We start from the raw sequence: 18,482 nt of genomic DNA on the forward strand, positions 1-18,482 counted from the left end.
GCAGCGGTAGTTGCATCTGGGACGGTTGACGCGCCGCTCCCCCGACCCGCTCTTCCCCGCCACATTGCCCCCCCTCGTCGGTGGCGGAATGACAGACCCGTTCACGCCGCTGGAAGTACCCAACTGCAATAGCTGCTGTTCTGCTTCTGTGATGAGCCCTTAGGAATTATCCGCACTTGGAATAGCCGCAGGAGGGGCAGACCACGCAGCCCTCGGCGAAGTAGAGCTGGCCGCCGCAGTCGGGACAGCCTCCCTTGACCGGGATCATCTCGGTGCCGTCGCCGCCGTTCTTGCCGGCCGGTGTCCGGCCCTTGCCGAAGGCATTCTCCTCGGGGTCCAGGTAGTACTCGATGGCCCGGGCGATGGCGTCGGGGCAGGAGAGGATCTGCTCGCCGCCGTGCCAGATGGGGCTGGGGCAGCGGATGCCGCGCAGCTGGGAAACCACGGCCTCGATGTCCACGCCGGAGCGTACGCTGGTCGAGATCAGCCGGCTGACGGCCTCGCTCTGGCTGGATTCGCAGCCCCCGGCCTTACCCATGGTGGTGAAGACCTCGCAGATGCCCTCGTCGTCCTCGTTGATGGTGACGTAGAGGGTGCCGCAGCCCGTGGTCATCTTGATCGTCCGGCCCCGGGTGACCATCGGCCGCGGTCGGGGCGCCCGCCGCTTGTCCTCGCGACGTTCGGTCTCCTGCTTGCCGATGTTGAGCACCTGGGCGTCGCGGGAGCCGTCGCGGTAGACGGTGATGCCCTTGCAGCCGAGTTGATAGGCCAGGTGGTAGGCCTCGGCGACCTGCTCCTCACTGGCGGCGTTGGGGAAGTTGATGGTCTTGCTGACGGCGGCGTCGACGGACTGCTGGAAGGCGGCCTGGATGCGCACGTGGTCGGCGGGGCGGATCTCCTGGGCTGTGACGAAGACCCGACGCACGTCCTCGGGTACGGCGTCGATCTCGCGCACGCTGCCCTTCTCGGCCAGCTCGGCGAACAGTTCCGCCGAGGCGAAACCCCGCCGCTCGGCGACCTCGCGGAACAGGGGGTTGACCTCGGGCAGTTTGTCGTCGTCCATGACCCGACGGTAAAAGGCCAGGGCGAAGTAGGGTTCGATGCCCGAGCTGCAACCCGAGATGATCGAAACGGTTCCCGTCGGCGCCACCGTGGTCAGCGCGGCGTTGCGCAGCTTGGGCCCGCCGCGGCGGGCGTAGGTGGACTGGGGGTAGTTGGGGAAGTGGCCGCGGACCTCGGCCAGCTTCTCCGAGGCCTGGGCGGCCTCGCTCTGGATGAAGCTCATCAGGTCCGTGGCCAGCTTGACCGCGGCCTTGGAGTCGTAGGGGATCCACAGCCTGATCAGCAGGTCGGCGAAGCCCATCACCCCCAGGCCGATCTTGCGGTTGGCCCGGGTCTTTTCCGCGATCTCGGGCAGGGGGAAGCGGTTGACGTCGATGACGTTGTCGAGGAAGTGGACGGCGTCGTGGACGGTGCGGGCCAGCTTCTCCCAGTCCAGCTCCCAGCGCTCGCCCTCGCGACGGACCATCCGGCCCAGATTGATGCTGCCCAGGTTGCAGGATTCGTAGGGCAGCAAGGGCTGTTCGCCGCAGGGATTGGTGGCCTCGATGGCTTCGACGGCTTCCAGGGCGTTCTCGGCGTTGACCCGGTCGATGTAGACGATCCCCGGCTCGCCGGTGTTCCAGGCGTTATGGACGATGCTATTGAAAACCTCGCGGGCCTTGAGGTGGCGGACGACCGTGCCGTCGTGGGGGCTGACCAGGGGGTAGGTGCCGTCGCGCTCGACGGCCTCCATGAACTGGTCGGTGATCGCCACGGAGATGTTGAAGTTGGTCAACTGGCTCAGGTCTTGTTTGCAATCGATGAACTCGAGGATGTCCGGATGGTCGACGCGCAGGATACCCATGTTGGCGCCGCGCCGTGTACCGCCCTGTTTGACGGCCTCCGTTGCGGAGTTGAAGACCTTCATGAAGCTGACGGGTCCCGAGGCCACGCCCATGGTGCTCTTGACCAGGGCGTTCTTGGGCCGCAGGCGGGAGAAGCTGAAGCCGGTGCCGCCGCCGGACTTGTGGATCAACGCCGTGTTCTTGATGGCATCGAAGATGTCGTCCATCGAATCGCCGACGGGCAGGACGAAGCAGGCCGACAGTTGGCCCAGCTCGCGCCCGGCGTTCATCAGCGTCGGTGAGTTGGGCATGAATTCCAGGCTGGTCAGCAGCTCGTAGAAACGGGCCGCCGTGGCGTCGACGTCGACGCTGCGCGTCAGGTCGGCGTAGTTCGAGTCGGCCTCGGCGATCGCGCGGGCCACCCGGCGGAACATCTCCTCGGGTGTCTCGAGGGGGTGACCCTCCTGGTCGCGCTTGAGGTAGCGGCGTTCGAGGACGGTGACGGCGTTGTCGGACAGCTTCAGCGGCATAATCGGGTCTCCCGGTGCTTGATTGGGTCTGCTGCGAAAAAAGATGACGGGACGGCGGTTCCCGCTGGGGGAGACGGCCGTCCCGGTGTTACTTCTTACCCTTGCCGCTGGAACTGCTCGTCGTCGGCTTGGGGGTCTTCTTTTTCTTCTTGCCCGGCATGCTCATTCCCCCCTTTCGCCTGCGCCACAGGGCGGGAATGCCGGACCACCGGCGATGTCGGCGGAGTGAAGGCGCTGTAACGGCGCTCGGGGGTCCACTCCGCCCGACCGTATTATCCCACAAAACTTTTTTTCGTCAAGTTGTTTTTTGCGGTCGCTCTCCCGGTTCGAGTATCGCATCCCTTTAGCATTCCAGACGATACGACTAGGATGCTATAAAACTCTGAACTAAACCGACTAACTAAACCGACTAACTAAACCATGAACACGGTCAGCACCAGGGCGGCCAGCCCCGTGACGAAGGCTCCGGCCCAGAGTAGCAGGCCCACACGCCAGCTTCGCCGTAAACGCGCCAGATAGCCCTCCAGGGCGCTGATGCGGATCGGGATCGTGTCGTCCTTGCCCGTCAGGCTCGGCGCGGCGGTCAACAGGCCGTACAGGCAGGCGGCCAGCGAGCCCAGCAGACTCAAAGCCCCGAGGACAACCAGTGCCAGACAGACGGGACAGTCCCGCGCCGCTCCGATGTAGAAGACCGCGGCCATCGCCGCCAGCAAAAGTCCGGCGCCGTCGAGGATCAGCAGCAGACGCAGGCGGCCCTCGAAGACGGCCAGCCGGGTCAGCCGCAGCTCGAGCTCAGGGTCGTTACGCTCGGCCCGGCGCTCCAGCAGCGGCGCCAGGCGTACCAGATAGGGCAGCGTCCGCTGCAGGTAGACGAGGAGTTTTTTCCAGAGCTCGGGCATCGACGATCCAGCGAAAAAGAGTGGAGATTAAGTTTGGGATCATCACAGAAGCCGAACATCAGCTGTTGCAGTTGGGTTCTTCCAGCGGCGTAAACGGCTCTGTCATCCCGCCACCGACGAGGGGAACAATGTGGCGGGCAAGAGCGGGTCGGAATACCGGCACGTCAACCGTCCCAGTTGCAGCTACCGCTATCACTACCGCCGCGGCGCGGGTCGCCAAGGACCTGGACAGCCGGCGCAATACGGCTTATCGCTACTGCAAGAGAATCCGCCGGCGCCTCACCGCCGCTCGCCAGGCCGCGCTGGACTCTATCGTCTACACCGATGGCTACAAGGCCTATAACAAGCTTCACTCAACGGCTTCCACCACAGGCGCATCAATCAGGACAAGACACTGGTTGACGGCAAAGTGCATATCAACGGCCTCGAGAGCTTCCGGGGCTACGCCAAGCGCCGCCAAAAAGCCCACCATGGAGGATTCAAGCTTAACCACAGACTGTTGATCACTGAAAGGTCGTTCAGCTTCAACCATCGAGACGACGAAAACGCGCTTACTACCTCAGGAGTAGACTTCGCGCTTGGTCATAATCAGGTGATAACCCTTGAAGTTTCGTTGTAAAGCGACTGCCGGAACGTTGGCGGTGGACCCGGTCGGCGCTTCATTGAAGATGACGGGCTCGTCGTCCTGTTATCCGGCATCGTCGCCCGCCGAGACCTAGCCCTTAACCGCAGCAGAGAACCCCGAAGACCAGCCCTTCGCCCGGCATCCTTTCCGACGCCGGCGCTGCACACCCGCGCTATCTGCAAGCGGGACACAGCGTTTCAGGCCGCCTGCCGGCAGCGAAGATGGCGCGGGAAAATCACCGCACCGCCAGCAGTTTGTGCACCTGGGGGATCAGCCGCACGTCGTGCTGGAGCCGCGAGGCCCGGATCAGCGTCTCCAAAAGCTCCGGGCCGGAGAGGTCGGGCAGGCCGCCGGGGCCGTGGACGGGCTGCAGGATTACGCCGACGCCGGGCGCGGCGCCCCGAGCCAGCTCGAGGCCGGCGACCAGCTCCTCCCAGCTCGAATCCCGGCCGAAGATGACCTTGAGCGACAGCTCGACGCCGGCCGCCACGCAGAGCTCCAGGGAGCGCCGGGTCGCGGCGGAGAGGTCCCGGCCGGCCAGGCTCGGCGGCTTGACGTCGCAGGAGACGGCGGCGCAGTAAGGCAGGAGCCGCTCCAACTCCGCGGGCAAGGCGCCCGAGTACTCGAGGTGGACCGGCAGGCCGAGGTCGGCCTCGACGCCCGGCAGCAGCTCCAGCAGGAAGTCGGTATGCAACAGCGGCTCGCCGCCGGTCAGGGCCAGTCGGCGGTGGCCGGGGAAGGCCTCGTGCAGCCGCCGCAGCAGCTCCAGGACCGTCGCCGCGCCCAGGGGGTTCTCGTAAGCCCGCTGGACGCCGGAGCCCGGCGGGTCCTCGACCAGACAGGGCCGTGTCGGATCCGTCGGCGTGTCGCAGTACACGCACTCCAACGGGCAGCCCGCCGTGCGTAAAAAGAGCTGCCGCTCGCCCACACGGGGGCCTTCCCCGGCCAGGGAGCTGAAGACCTCGGCGATGGGGGCGCGCAGCTCGCTCATCCCTACCCGACTCCCAGTCAGAGTCCACCGTCGTCGCTTACAGCACATCTTGGGGCTGCCGGTCTAGTATACCACTAGATGGAGGGGTGTCAATGGTATATCGCGGGTAAATCTGACTGTCGAGGCGGGGGCGGGTTCGGCGCAGCGGGCGGGGAAGGCAACAGCGCCTGTATTAAGACAGTTTGTCAATCGTCTTGTCTGAGCTGTCTGGGCGGACCCTTGGTCCGCCCGTGATTGATCGGCTCGGGGTAAGGAGCCACCGACCGGCGGCTAGATTGCCTTACACCGCCGCGGGCGCTCCCTAACGCTGCGAAGGCCAACAGACACGAGGCCCGGCGCGCTTGTTGCGCCGGGTTTGACGCTGCTCAAACCCGGCTTGCAAGAAGCGTGCCGGGCCGGCGGGCCGCCGGGATGGCTGGGCGGGATTATCCGCCGCCGACGGCTCGTGTATCGTCGAGCCCCGCCTGGATTCGACCCAACTCCAACCAAGACAAAGGGCCGGCGCAAACGACCGACCTTCGACAGGTTAAGAAAACTCGTCCCGGACTACTCCGCCCGGACCAGGTGCGGGGTGACGAAGATCAGCAGCTCCCGGGTCTCCTCGGAGTCCGTCGAGCTCTTGAACAGCAGTCCGATGACGGGGATGCTCGACAGCAGCGGCACGCCGGTCTGGACGGATTCGTTCTTGCGCCGCAGCAGACCGCCGATGACGCCGGTCTCGCCGTTGCGCAGCAGGATCGAGGTCGAGGCCTCGGTGGTGTCGACCTGGAACTCGAGACCGGGGGCGGGGGTACTGGACATCTCGCTGATCTCGGGCTGGATGTCCAGGGTGATCTCGTTGACGGAGTTGACGTGGGGGGTGACGGCGAGCTTGATGCCGACCTCGTAGAACTCGGTGTAGGAGTTGCCGCTCTCGTCGAGGAGGGTGACGGGGACGCGGCTGCCGACGAGGATGCGGGCCTCCTGGTTGTCCAGGGTGGTGATCCGCGGGGCGGAAAGGATCTTGGTGTCGGTGTCGGTGGCGTTGGCCTGCAGGGTGGCGGCCAGGGTGGCGGCGTCGATGGCCACCTGACCCGAGGCGGTCAGAGTACCGGTGTTGGCTGGGGTGTCGATCAGCACCTGGTTGCCGTTGAGACCGAACTCCCAGTCGATGCCCAACTCCTGCAGGGTGCCGGTCTTGACGTCGAAGATCTTGGTCTCGATCATCACCTGGGCGGTACGGGCGTCGAGCTGCTCGACGAGGCGGCGGATGCGATCGCGCCGCTCCAGTGTATCGGTGATGATGATCGAGTTGGTCCGTGGCTCGATCTGGATTTGGCCCCGCTCGGAGAGCATCGATTCGAAGCTGGGCTTCAGGCTGGCCGCGGTGGCGTAGCGCAGGGTGATGATCTCTGTGCCCAGGGGCGAGGCTTCCTCGGCCTCGGCCATCTTGACCAGCTCGTCGGGGGTGTTGACGCGGATGATCGAGCCCTCGACGCGGTAGGACAGGCCGTGGGAGGCCAGGATGACGCGCAGGGCCTCGTCCCAGGGGACGTCTTGCAGGGCGACGGTGACCTTGCCGGTGACGTTGGGTCCGGCGACGATGTTCATCCCGGTCTCGAAGGCCAGCAGGCGCAGGACGTTGCCGATGTCGGCGTCCTTCAGGTCCATCGAGATGCGCTTGGCGGCGTAGACGGGTTCACCCGTACCGCCGGCACCGCTGTAGCTCTCGCTGGTGTGGTATGTTTCGGAGCCGACGGCGCTTTCGGCGACCTCGGTGGTGACGAAGGTCTCGGCGTTCTCGACGTCGTAGCTGGCCGGCTGGTAGCCGTAATCCAGCCCGGCGAAGGGGTCTGCTTGTTCGGTGACCACGTCGAGGTACAGTACGCTGCCCCGGCGGGTGATCAGGTAGGGGTAGTCGGCGGAGACCGTGGTGACCACGCGGACGATCTTGGGGTTCTCAGAGTGCTGGGTGACCGAGACCTTGGCCACGCCGCCGGAATCGACGTACAGTGTCGGGGTCTCGAGCTCGTTGACGGCGCCGATCAGGTCTAGGACGAAGGTCCGCGGGCTGAGGGTCTTGGAGAAGTCGAACTCGAGGGGCGCGTCGCCGACGATCTCGATCCGCGTCTTGCCCAACAGCTCGTCGACGGTCACGCGACGGATGCCGGTGGGCTCCGTCGAAGGGGCCGTGGTTTGGCCGCGGCCGCCCGGCGGCGCCGGGAAGCGCACGGTGATGCTGTTTTCCTGCTTGGTGAGGTAGTAGGGTTCGTAGTCCTGCAGGTCGAGCACGACGCGGACGATGCGGTTAGGGATCTCCCGGTACTGGCTGGAGCGCACCCGCTCGACGTTATAGCCCCGCTCGACCTGGAGGGTGGCGGGGCAGGCGTGGACGGCGTCGCGGATGTCGACGATCACCCGGGTGGGGTCCTCGAGGGCGAAGACGTCGTAGGCCAGAGAACCGCTGCCGCTGATGGTGACGACCTCGGCACCCTCGTCGTCGGTGTCGTGGACGATCGAGGTGACCCGGACCTGGGCCGCCGCCGCGGCGGCGAGACAGAGCAGACCGCTGAGTATCGCCTTGACTGTTGATCCGGTTTTCACGGCGGGTCTCTCGCGTTGACGGGCGTTGCGCCGTGGCATACTCTCAAGCGCCAGCGGCGTCCGAGGTAACGTCGCTGGTTAACCCCGGGTGAATACGCCCCGGTTGCGACTAGACAAATTCAGTATTGGCTAACATGAACCTTTAGTTTCACAGTTTAGTCTAATGTATAACATAATTGCGGCTTAGTCAACTAGTTGCGCTGGTTTTTCCGTCGGCGGCTGCGGACGAGGGCGCGGATGGCGAAGAACAGCCCTGTGAGCACCAGCACACCGCCGATGGACAGCCACAGCCACCAGGGCCAGGGGGTGACGACTTCGCTGGTCATCAGCGAGGCGGCGGGTTGGTGGTCGCGCCTGCAGAGGACGACCTCGACCTCGGTCAGCTCGCCGCCGTTGTCCATCCCGACGGCCAGCAGTTCGTAGACCTTGGCCAGTTCACGGGCCGCCGCCGGGATACGCAGCAGGGGGGTGGCGTCGACCAGGCGGGCCGTTTTGTCGATGGAGCAGAAGCTCAGCACCCGTTCCGTGGTCAGCTTCTCCCCGGCCAGGCGATAATCGGCGGGCAGGTCGTCCGTGGTGTTGCCGCTGTGGAGCAGGCGGCGGATCTGGGGCAGCCGTTCACGCATGGCGGTGAAGACGAAGTGGTCGCCGATAAAGGCCACGGCGGGCTGCAGGTGGAGCCGCTCCAGGGCGGCGATATCGAAGATGTCGACCAGGCCGTCCACGGTTTCTGTGCGCAGGATGCGGAACTCGGTCAGATACTCGGACAGTTTCAGGCGCATCAGCGGCAGAACGGCGGCCTCGTAGAATTCGCGCGCTCCAGCCGGGTCCGCCAGCTTGACGGCGAAGTAGCCCGTGGGGAATCCCCCCCCATCGTAGACATTGAAGCGCAGACCGTCGATCAGGCTGTTGCCGAATTCCTCCAGACCGGCCAGTTGCTCCCGGGTGGCGCCGTGGGTCAGGCGTTCGCCCGCCCAGCCCAGCAGGGAGCCCAGGTGGCTGCCCTGGAGGGGTAAATCGGCGTAGAACAGGGCGTCATCGCTGACGGCGGGTGCCGTGTCGGCGGCGATGTCCAGTCGGCCGTCGTGGACCGAGCACAGCCGTAGGCGCAAGCCCCTTGGCTGGATGCGCAACCCCAGGGAGACGCCCCGGGTCAACAGCAGTTGTTCGACGGCGGTTTCGGGCAGTCCGAAACCCTGGGCCAGGGGTTCGAGCAGGGCGCGAAAACGCTTGACGTCCAGGTAGGCGCCCAGATGGGCGTCGGCCTGGGCCAGATGCAGCCGTCGGTGGTCGGCGTCGTCGAAGAAGCGGCCCTCCCGGGCCAACAGGGCGTCCAGGCCGGCGGTGACCAGCTCGAGGTCGTCGCCGAGGAGCAGCACTCCGCGGTGGTGGGCGGCGAACAGGCCCGAAGAGCTGCGCCTTAACTGAACCCCGTGGTGTTCACCCAGCTCCTCGGCCTCGCGGCGGTCCTCGCCGAGGAGTTCGTCGATGAAACCCTGAAAGCGCAGGGGATCGTGGAGGGGCAGGCTGAGCAGAAAGGAAGCCGTCGGCCCGCGCAGGCTCAAGCCCAGCTTGAGTCCCAGCGCGGTGGTGCGGGTCACGTCGAGGCCGGTGTCGTGGATCTCCTGCAGGGTGGTCAGCTCGGCGGGATCCAACCGGTGGGTCAGCAGGCTCTTGACCTCCTCCATGTAGAGGAGCAGCTCCTCGGTCAGCTCGGGGCTGACGTCGCGGATCTCGGCCAGCAGTTGATCGCCGCCGTCCCAGACCTGCTGCAGGGCCGGGGTGGTGAAAACGAGCTGGCAGCGGTCCGGGAGGGCGTCGGCGGCGTCGTCGGGGTTCTCCGCGCAACCGCAAAGGAGCAGCGCCAGCGCCGACAGGAGGGGGACGAGACTTCGCAGCGAACGTCCGGGATGGCTGTTAGAAACCGAGGGGGTCGGCACCGCTGTCTTCCCTTTCGAGGATGCTGTAGAGCTCGTCGGCCTCACTCTTGCGCACGGTCTTGGCCAGACGCTCGACGCGCACGGTCAGCCTGATCCGGCCGAGGCTGACGGCGATGACGTCCCCGACCTTGAGCTGCTTGCCGGCGTCGGCCGTATTGCCGTTTACCTTGACCTTACCACCGTCGCAGGCCTGCTTGGCCAGGGGGCGGCGCTTGATGATCCGCGAGACCTTGAGGAATTTGTCCAGGCGCATGATGGATTGGGTTGGGGTTTTAAGGGACCTGTCGTCCGTTGGACCAAGAGGGTGGGACGCTTCCCGTTAAAGTCGTAGTAGGCTTCTTCTGCGTTTAAAACATGTCTCTTGCACGTTTCTTGTGCGTTTCTAATACGTTTCGATAATCCGGGAGGTTGCTTATTGTTCGGTCGCCATTAAACACCGACCGGAGATCGTCCCGCAACGTTTTATCGCGCCAGACCAGGCTGCCTGGTTGGCCGGTGTCGTCCTGCGGGACGGATACGGCGGCGCAATTTGAACGCCCGTCAGCCGCGGTGTCGCCGTTGCGCCCGGAACCGGCACGGTTTTTGCATCTCGGCGGCCGCTGACGGCGCCGATAACCGTCCGCCTCCGCAAAAACCGTGCCGGTTCCGGGCGGGGGTGGGGTGGACGGCGTCTTGGGGTTGCGCCGTTGGATTGCGCCGCCGTATCCGCCGCCGTCGCCGCTGGTGCGTCGTTGGGCTTCAGTCGCGCCGGTAGGTGTTCTCGTAGATCCGCAGCAGGTTGAGTTGATGCAGCCGTCGGACCCAGTCCGGCGCAGGTTTTTTGAGGAAGCCCTCGAGGGGCAGGGCGTTTTTCCACTCGGCGGGCGGTTCGTCCCAGGCTGGTTTTTCGGCCTCGCGGGAGAGCGTTTCTGTGCCGTCGAGCAACCAGTCGATGTAGCGTCGATGGTTGTCCAGGGCGGCGAACGAGTGTTCGGCTTCCAGGACGGCCCCGTGACCGGGGACCAGCCGCCGGGGGGATAGAGAGTGTATCAGGGCCAGGGAGCCGGTGAGCCGCCAGGGGTCGCCCCAGTAGAGGTAGGGGATGGCGGGCTTGTCGGGTCGGGGTCCGGCCAGGACGTTGTCCGAGGCGATGATCAACTCCCGGGCCGGGAGGCGGACGATGGTCAGTTCGGGACAGTGGCCGGGGGCGTGGATCAGCTCCAGGGTCAGTCCGCCGCAGCGCAGCGACGCTCGGCCTTCGATGAGGACGCCGGGCGTGGGGATGGCGTCGTAATCGATCAGCGCGGGGCGGCGGGAAACCATGGTGTACTCGGTGTGCAGGGTTCGGCGCCAGCCGCGGTGGGCGATGATCGGGGTGTCGGCGCCGGCGGTCCCGGCGTTGCCGCCGCAGTGATCGGAGTGGCCGTGGGTGTTGACCACGGCGAGGAGGCGGCAGTCCAGCTCGTCGCGGGCGAAGCGGGCCAGCTCGGCGCCCTGGGAGCGGCTGCCCGTGGTGTCGACGATCACCGCCTCGCCGGCGTCGGCGATGACCACGGCGTTGACGGCCAGGGGCGAGCCGGTGAAGACGTGGACGCCGGAAGCGGGGCTGGTCGGCGGACGGCGCATCAGGTTACTACCCTCAGGGTGTGGGTGCTCGTCGACAGCCGCAGGCGCCAGTCACCGGCTTGTTCGAGATAGCCGGCCTCGGCGCGGCGGGTGACCGGCAGGCCCATCACCCCGCCCAGGGGCCGGGTGGACAGGCGGCGGGTTGCGCCGTCGGGAGCGACGAGAGTTGCGCTCTGTTCGTCGGTCTGGACGAAGAGGCGCGTGCGTAGGGGTATCGTAACATCGCCGCGGTCGGGAGTCCAGACGAAGTAATCGCCGGCGATGGGCCGCTGGAGCGCCTCCGGAGCCTCGAGACCCGCCGCTCGATAGGCGGCGCGCAACTGGGCGCGGAACAGGCGGTCGAACTCGCGCTCGGCCTTGGGCGCGGTGGCCTGATCGGTTCCGAACCACCAGAACCAGTCCGAGCCCTGGGCGGCCTGGAGCAGCTCGAAGACCCGGGGGTGGCTGTCGGGATCGGCACCTAATTCGTCCAGGCGCTCACGCAGCTTGCGGACGGCGTCCCAGGCGCGGTTTTCCTCGGGCTCGCCGATCCAGGTGCCCAGGTCGTTGCCGGGTTCGGAGCCGAACTCGTCGATCCAGCTGGCGTGGGGCAGCTCGTCGATGAGCGGGGCGCTATAGCCCGCGGCCTCCAGCTCGTCGAGCAGCCGGGAGGGTAGCACGGTTTCGAGATCGTCGGCGGCGGCCAGCTCGGCGTAGAGGCGCAGCAGGAAGGGTCGGCCGTCAGCGGGATAGGCGCCCCAGGCGTTCTCACCGTCGAGGATCACCGCGGCGATCGGGTTGTCTATCCCGGCGTAGCGCCGGCGCAGGCCCCAGAGGAAGTCGTCGACGGCGCGCTGCGGGCTCAGCTTGCTGTAGTGGAAGCCGACGGCGTCGGACAACGGATGGTCGCGGAAGAAGAGGTACCAGCCGTGATCACCGTCGCCGACGCGGTGGGGCCGGGCCAGCTCCCGGGGCGTCGGCTCGCGGCCCAGGAGCAGGGCCAGGACGCCTTCGTCGGTGGCGGCCCAACGGGCCCCGGTCCGGGCCAGGGGAACGACGATGTTCTGTCCCACGGCGCCCTCGGCGGGCCACCAGCCCCGCGGGCGTCGGCCGAACTCGCGCTCCAGCACGGCCAGGCCGCGTTCGAGCTGGCGCTCGGCGTCGACGGGGTAGCTGTAGCGTTGGGGATGGCCGCAGCCCTCCCGGTCGATGATCGCCCGGTCCGAATCCACCAGCAGGGGCAGGATGGGGTGGCTGTAGGGGGTGGCGGTCAGCTCGATCTGCCCCCGCTCGAGCAGGTCCCGGTGCAGGGGGATGACGGCGGCCAGGGTCCGCCGCTGGATCCGCTCCAGTTCGGCGATGTCGGCGGCGGTGAAGCCGCGGTCTTTCTCGACCAGCCGCGCGACGGACAGTTCCGCGCCCCGGGGCGTCCTCCAACCGTGGCGGCGCAGCTCGACGGGAAACCAGGCCAGGTTGAACCACACCGCCAGATCGACGAGGTCGGCGGGGGGGATCCCGGCGGCCCGGGCCCGCAGCTCGGTCAGGCGCGGATCGTCGCGCTCCAGCCACAGGTCCAGTTCATCCAGGGCGGCCGACAGGGGTTGATAGTTCTCCAGCAGCTCGGCGTAGCGCGGATGGGGGCGAATCTGCCGCTCCCAGTCGGCGTCGAAGGCGTCGCGCAGCAGCTCCAGGCGTTCGTCGGCGATCAGGCCCGCCGGTGAGCGGCGGGTGAGTTCCCACAGCCGGTCCGTGGCGCCGTCGCGGTAGTCCGCCAACTGGTCCAGCAGGATCGGCGTCAGGTTGATGCAGCAGCGCACCCCCGGCGACTCCCACAGCCGGGCCGCCATGCCGAAATAGTCGCGCAGGGCGTGGAGCCGGACCCAGGGCAGGCGGAAGGAGCCCCGGGGACCGTCGGCTCGGGGGTCGCGGTAGTCGGGCTGGTGCTGGTGCCAGAGCAGGATCAGTCTCAGCATGGGTCTTCCACTGGTGGGACGAGCTGGTGTGCCTGTGGCGGCTTGCTGCGCTGCGGTGCGTCGGATATGGCGGGCGAGCGGGGTGAGACGGTGTATGTCCCAGGTTATGCCGGGTCCGGCGTCGTGCAACAACCTGCTCGCGTCCTCAGCCGGTCGGCCCCGTCTCGACCAGGTCCTCCCAGGCCCGGGCGATGCCGCCGAGGTTGCAGCCCAGCTCGCCGCGGCGCTCGATGGTTCGCCGGTTGAGCTCGACGGCGGCCCGGCGTTCGGCGGTATCATCGAGGGCGGTCAGGATCCGCCGCGTCAAGGCCTCGACATCGCCGGCGGGATAGAGGCCGCCCCGGCAGCCGTTCAGGACCTCACGGTTCGAGGCGTGATCGGGTACGATGGGATAGGCTCCGCAGGCCAGGGCCTCGACCAGGGAGAAGGCGTAGGCGTCGACGGGCACGGTGACCACGTACAGCGCCGCCCGCCCCAGGGCCGCGCCGACGACGCCGGGCGGTTGCGGACCGTGGAAGCGCACCGCTTCGCTAATGTCCAGTTCGGCGGTCAAGCAGCGGAGTTCATCCTCGGCGTTGCCCGCGCCCAGCAGTTCCAGCCGCAGCTCCGGTCGGCTTCGCCGCGCCCGGGCCAGGGCCCGCAGCAGGACCTCGACCCGGTAGAAGCGATCCAGGGTTCGGGTGTGGACGATGGTCGGTTCCCGCTCCTCCAGCCGGCGGCCCGGCGGGAAAGCGTGGGGGTCGATCCCCTTGGGCCAGACGGCCAGCCGCTCGGGTCGGACCCCGTAGCGCCGCAGGTAGGGCAGCATCGCCCGGCCGGCGGCGGTGACATGGTCGGCTCGGCGGCAGACGAAACGGGCGCGCAGCCGGTCGGCCGCACTGCGCTCGGTGATCAGGGGCACCTCGGGTCCCCAGCAGGTCAGCGTCCACGGGTGGCGGTCGAGCAAGGCGGCGATCAGGCCGTAGTTGGTCAGGTAGTGGGCGCTGACCAGATCCGGTCGGGTGCGGGCGATGTAGCCGCGCACGGCTGGCAGAGCGCGCAGACTGTCCAGCAGCGTCGCCCGCCGGTCGTCGCGCAGGTTGAGTTGGCCCTCGACGAGGCGCGGACCGGCCTGGATGCTGATCAGGTGGCACTCGTCGCCGCGCCGGCTGAAGAAGTCCAGCCAGCGGCGGGTATGGATGCTGTCGCCCGAGGAGAGGAACAGAAGGCGCATGGCAAGCCGGTCTCGCTCCGTTGGGAGAGTTGCTTGGTTGAGGGGGGCGGCGTGTCGGGTGTCGGTTGAGCACGTCTCCATCGGTCTTCGCGCCGCGGATCCGGGGGAGCAAAAACCGGGCCCGGCGTGAGAGCCCGATTATAGCACGTAGGCCGTCACCGCACCCCGGTCCGCTCAGCCGGTGCGCAGGCGTCGCAGTTGGAGGGCGCCGCAACCCTCGGCCAGGCTGCGATAACGCTCGGCGGCCAGGTCGGCGAAGGCGGCGTTGTCTACCTTGCGGTAGAAATCGACGGAGGCCCGCCAGGCCAGGGCGGCCTCATAGGGCATCTCCAGGGCCTCGAAGGCCTTGCGGGACTCGTTGAGCTGTTCGTCGGCCTGCTCGATCCAGCCGGCGGCGAGCAGGGCCCGGCCGTAGGCCAGGGAAGCCAGGGCCGCGATCGGCGGTTCGGCGAACTGCTCCGAGAGCTTGACCGCCCGGGCCCCCGCCGACAGGGCGCCGTCGCGTTCGTCGTTGTTGAGCCGCCACCAGCTCAATACGGCGGCCTGATACTGAGGTTCCATCGGCTCCCCGATGGTCCGGGCGTGGGACTCGGCCCGCGCGAAGAGCTTTCCGGCCACTTCGAGGCGGCCGGAGATGGTCAGGTAGAGGCCGTACTCGAGTAGATAAAGGTGGGCCCGGCGCAGTTCGCCGAGGTCCTCTTTAACGGCGACGGCCTCATCGGCCAGCCGCCGGCCCCGTTTCTCATCGCCGACACGGAAGGCGACGGCAGCCAAACCCATCAGTGAGCCGGCCAGCCCAGAGCGATATTCCAGGCGCCCGTACATCTCGACGGCCCGTTCCAATAGCTCGCGGGCCGCCGGAAAGCGCCCGCGGTGCAGGGCCACCATGCCCCGCCCGTGGTGGGCGTTGGCGGCCCAGCGCTCCTCGCCGATCTCGTCGAACACCTGCAGGGCCTGGTCGAAGGCGTCCTCGGCGTCGGCGAAGCGACTCTGGCGGGTGTAGAGCAGGCCGAGGTTGGTCAACGCGCCGCCGTGCTCGCGGCGTTGTCCGGTGTGGGTGGTCAGCATCAGACAGCGCTGGTAGCAGCTCAGGGCCGCCGCATGCTCACCCATGCTTTTGTAGATGTTGCCCAGATTGAGCCGGGAGACGGCCTCCCGTTTTTCATCGCCCAGGGCCTCGAAGCACTCCACGGCCCGGCGCTGGGCCAGGCGGGCTTCGATCGTGCGGCCGGTGCGTTTGAACAGCACCCCCAGGTTGGCCCAGGCCACGGCCTGGCTGCGCTCCAGGCCCAGGTCGCCGGCCCGTTCGAGGTTCCAGCGCAGCAGCCGCTCGGCCTCCCCGTAGCGTCCCAGATGCCGTAAGGCGGTGCTGAGGGCGACATTGGCCTCCAGCACACCCGTTAGATCGCCGACCGCGGTGAGGCGCTCCCCGGCAGTTTCCAGCAGCTCCAGCGCCCGGTCGTAGCGCTGGGCGTCGCGCTCCAGCAGGCCGCTTTCCAGCATCACCCGGCCCAGCAGGGCTTCGTCGGCGCAATCCTCGGCCAGGCGGCGGGCCTGGATCAGCAGCTCGGCGGCCCGTACCGATTCACCTTTGCGGCGGGCGGTCAGGCCGCGGTAGAGGTAATAGCGAGCCTCCAGGGGACGGGGGGCCTCGTCGGTCAGCCCCGGGGCGAAGCGTTCCTCGAGTAGGGCCAGGTCGCGTTCGCGCAGGGCGGCGTCCAGGTCCGCCAGAGCCGCGGTTCGACCTTCGTCGGGCGGTCGTGATTCCATCGGCGCAATCAGCCTTTCGCTGGCCCGTAATCTCGTCTGTTGAACAAAAGGCAAGATAAGTCTCACGTTCAGTATACCAGCCGTCCGGCCTCTTTTCAGGCGCCGCGGTTCCCGAGGGCGCAACGAAGCGGGGGCCGCCGCGGCGACCCCCGGTGTTTACGCTCGCTGACGGGTTTAGCGGTTGACCACCAGCCGGCGGTGGACGTCGAGGTCCGGTGTGCTCAACCGGTAGAGGTAGACGCCGTTGGTCAGGCCGGCGGTGTTGAGAGTGCAGGTATGCCGACCGGCGCTCAACGGCTGGCTCTCGATGAGGCGGCGCAGGAGTCGGCCGCTGACATCGAACAGCTCCAGGGAGACGGTCTGGGCCTCGGGCAGCTCGAAGGTGATGGTGGTCAGGCCGACGGCCGGATTGGGGTGGCTTTGCAGCAGCGCGGCCTGGGGCGGCAGGCTGCCGTCGTGGTGGGCGGCGAAGACCGGACCGTAGGTCGCGGTCTTGCCGTCCTGATCGACGACGCGGACCTTGTAGGCGTAATCGAGACCGCCCCGAACCCCGCGATCGAGGAACCGCTGGCTGGGTTCGCCGGGCAGCGGCCGGTCGTTGAGCTTCTGGTAGGCCATCTCCAGCTCGGCGTCGACGGCGGGAGCCCGCAGCAGGTCGTAGGAGGCCGCCGTGCCTTCGTTGGTCCAGTTGACCAGCAGGCCCTCGTCGCGGTCATCGACCTCGATGGTCAACGGGTCGGCGGCCAGGAGGTCGGTGTAGTAGACGTCGACGGTGAACAGCGTGGGTGAGTAATCGGCATCGTTGGAGGTGAGCTCCACCTGGTATTGCAGATAGCGCAGGCCGTCGTCGACGGCCGTGGAAAGGTCGAAGCTCTGGCTGAAGGGCCCCTCCCAGGCGGCGGCGATGCAGTCGTCGTAGGACGCGCCGGCGCGGACGTAGAATTCGATGTCGGTGTCCGGACGCAGGTACTCGTCCCAGATGAACATCCGCCAGTCAGGCTCCTCGACGACGGCCTCGAGCACGGAGCTGGTCAGTACGCCCGACGCCTGGAAGCCCTCGGTGATCTGCCACCAGTCGATGCTGTCGCCGGTGTTGGCGGTGGAGAGGCCGACGGGGGCGCGGGTGTCGGTGAAGCTGGAGGTGACGACGCCGTGGGCGCCGCCGTAACCGGTGGCCCAGCTGAGCTGGGTGAAGTTCATCGAGCCGTCGTTGTCCCACCAGTCGAGGGTGTTGCCGGACTGGGAGGCCGAGAGGATGTCGATGTCGCCGTCGTAGTCGGCGTCGATGGGGGTGACCTCACGACAACCCGAGTAGCCGGTGGTGACGGCGTGGTGGGTGAAGCCGCCGACGCCGTCGTTCTCGAACCAGTCGATCCGGCCGTTGCGGCTGCTGGTTACCAGGTCGAGGTCGCTGTCCCAGTCCATATCCTTGGCGACGCAGCTGTAGGCCTCGGTCATCCCGGTGTAGATGACGTGCTCCAGGAAGGCCTGGGTGGGATCGGTCCAGTTCTCGTCGTACTCCCACCAGACGATCTCGCCGTTGTTGCGGCAGGAGAAGGCGACGTCGGTCCAGCCGTCGTCGTTGAAGTCGCCCTGGGCCAGGCCGATGTTCTCGGCGCCGGAGTGACCCGAGGCCACCAGGACGTGGATCTCCCAGTCGAAGTCACCCTCGCCGGCGTTCCAGCCCAGGTTCTCGAACCATTTCAACGGTGAACTCTGATAGGCGCCGGCGAAGATATCCAGATCGCCGTCCTGGTCGAAATCGACGGCCACGCCCATGTCGACCTGGGGGAAGCTGGGATCGATGACGTGCTCGGTGAAGTTGCCCGCGCCGTCGTTTTCGAACCACACGAAGCGGTTGGAGCCCTGGTCGATGCCCATCAGGAGATCGCCGTCCTCGTCGAAATCAAGGTCGCAAACCGTGAAGGCGACGTAGGCGCTGTTCTCCAGGATGACCTGGGAGTCGCCGAAGACGCCGTCGCCCAGGTTTTCGAACCAGACGAAGTCCTCGGAGACCGAGGAGGAGACCAGAACGTCGTTATCGCCGTCGCCGTCGACATCGCCGGGCTTGGCATAGTAGGCGGCGTTGTGCGAGCCGATGTTTTGCTGTTCCGGAGCGGAGCTGGGCAGGAAGGCCAGCCAGAGATCGCCCCAGTAGTAGAAGTTGACATTGGAGCTCGAGGCGAAGGTGTTGCCGAACTGTTGGATCGGTCCGGGCTCGAGGGGGCCGCCGCCCCAGGTGTCCTGGGTGACGACGTAGGCCGCGGCGGGCAGCGCCGCGAGTAAGGTTACGAGAAGAAAGCCGAGAAAACGTTTCATCATCCCTCCCCTGCGTTGATCCGCACACGAGCCGCAGCCGGGGTGCGGTGATCCATGGTTGTCCTGAGCGCTGCTTCGAGTAACATCGCTGGACGCCGGCCCGGGGCGCCACTCTGATCGGGTAACCTGGCGGGCCGGCGGCTCAACCGTGGCAATTACCGGCTCGCAG

The 18,482-nt window shown here is 67.2% G+C and carries 12 protein-coding genes; all 12 read right to left on the reverse strand.

What is annotated here, in order from left to right:
• Positions 1–166: 166 nt before the first annotated feature.
• The 12 genes from GF399_00485 to GF399_00540 all read right to left on the reverse strand — a co-directional run bounded on the left by GF399_00485 (position 167) and on the right by GF399_00540 (position 18,316).
• Entirely contained in the window at positions 167–2,416 is a 2,250-nt protein-coding gene (locus GF399_00485) for a vitamin B12-dependent ribonucleotide reductase (GenBank protein MBD3398790.1), read from the reverse strand.
• A 413-nt stretch (positions 2,417–2,829) separates the two neighbouring features.
• Positions 2,830–3,315, reverse strand: coding sequence for a hypothetical protein (locus tag GF399_00490; protein ID MBD3398791.1), 486 nt, complete (start codon positions 3,313–3,315; stop codon positions 2,830–2,832).
• A gap of 349 nt (positions 3,316–3,664) precedes the next feature.
• The gene (locus GF399_00495; protein ID MBD3398792.1) at positions 3,665–3,847 is read right to left on the reverse strand and encodes a hypothetical protein; all 183 of its coding nucleotides are present in this window, start codon (positions 3,845–3,847) and stop codon (positions 3,665–3,667) included.
• 328 nt (positions 3,848–4,175) lie between these two features.
• Positions 4,176–4,979: a radical SAM protein gene (locus GF399_00500; GenBank protein MBD3398793.1), complete on the reverse strand. Its 804-nt coding sequence runs from the start codon at positions 4,977–4,979 to the stop codon at positions 4,176–4,178.
• Positions 4,980–5,477: 498 nt separating this feature from the next.
• Positions 5,478–7,553 (reverse strand): AMIN domain-containing protein, encoded by a 2,076-nt coding sequence (locus GF399_00505; protein MBD3398794.1) that lies wholly within the window; start codon positions 7,551–7,553, stop codon positions 5,478–5,480.
• A 152-nt stretch (positions 7,554–7,705) separates the two neighbouring features.
• On the reverse strand, positions 7,706–9,454 hold the full coding sequence (locus GF399_00510; protein ID MBD3398795.1) for a hypothetical protein: 1,749 nt from the start codon (positions 9,452–9,454) through the stop codon (positions 7,706–7,708).
• Positions 9,432–9,707 (reverse strand): RNA-binding S4 domain-containing protein, encoded by a 276-nt coding sequence (locus tag GF399_00515; GenBank protein MBD3398796.1) that lies wholly within the window; start codon positions 9,705–9,707, stop codon positions 9,432–9,434. Before GF399_00515 ends, GF399_00510 begins: the two co-directional genes overlap by 23 nt.
• A 485-nt stretch (positions 9,708–10,192) precedes the next feature.
• A complete protein-coding gene (locus GF399_00520; GenBank protein MBD3398797.1) occupies positions 10,193–11,059 on the reverse strand; it encodes an MBL fold metallo-hydrolase in 867 nt (288 codons plus the stop codon).
• On the reverse strand, positions 11,059–13,290 hold the full coding sequence (locus tag GF399_00525) for a glycoside hydrolase (protein MBD3398798.1): 2,232 nt from the start codon (positions 13,288–13,290) through the stop codon (positions 11,059–11,061). The genes GF399_00520 and GF399_00525 overlap by 1 nt, the downstream gene beginning before the upstream one ends.
• Positions 13,157–14,305 carry a glycosyltransferase gene (locus GF399_00530; GenBank protein ID MBD3398799.1) on the reverse strand — a complete coding sequence of 383 codons (1,149 nt, stop codon included), beginning with the start codon at positions 14,303–14,305 and terminating at the stop codon, positions 13,157–13,159. Before GF399_00530 ends, GF399_00525 begins: the two co-directional genes overlap by 134 nt.
• A gap of 93 nt (positions 14,306–14,398) precedes the next feature.
• Positions 14,399–15,994: a tetratricopeptide repeat protein gene (locus GF399_00535; GenBank protein ID MBD3398800.1), complete on the reverse strand. Its 1,596-nt coding sequence runs from the start codon at positions 15,992–15,994 to the stop codon at positions 14,399–14,401.
• 174 nt (positions 15,995–16,168) lie between these two features.
• Positions 16,169–18,316 carry a T9SS type A sorting domain-containing protein gene (locus tag GF399_00540; GenBank protein ID MBD3398801.1) on the reverse strand — a complete coding sequence of 716 codons (2,148 nt, stop codon included), beginning with the start codon at positions 18,314–18,316 and terminating at the stop codon, positions 16,169–16,171.
• Positions 18,317–18,482: the final 166 nt, after the last annotated feature.

The sequence above is a fragment of the Candidatus Coatesbacteria bacterium genome (genome assembly GCA_014728225.1).
In the GTDB taxonomy this organism is placed as follows: Bacteria; RBG-13-66-14; RBG-13-66-14; order RBG-13-66-14; family RBG-13-66-14; genus WJLX01.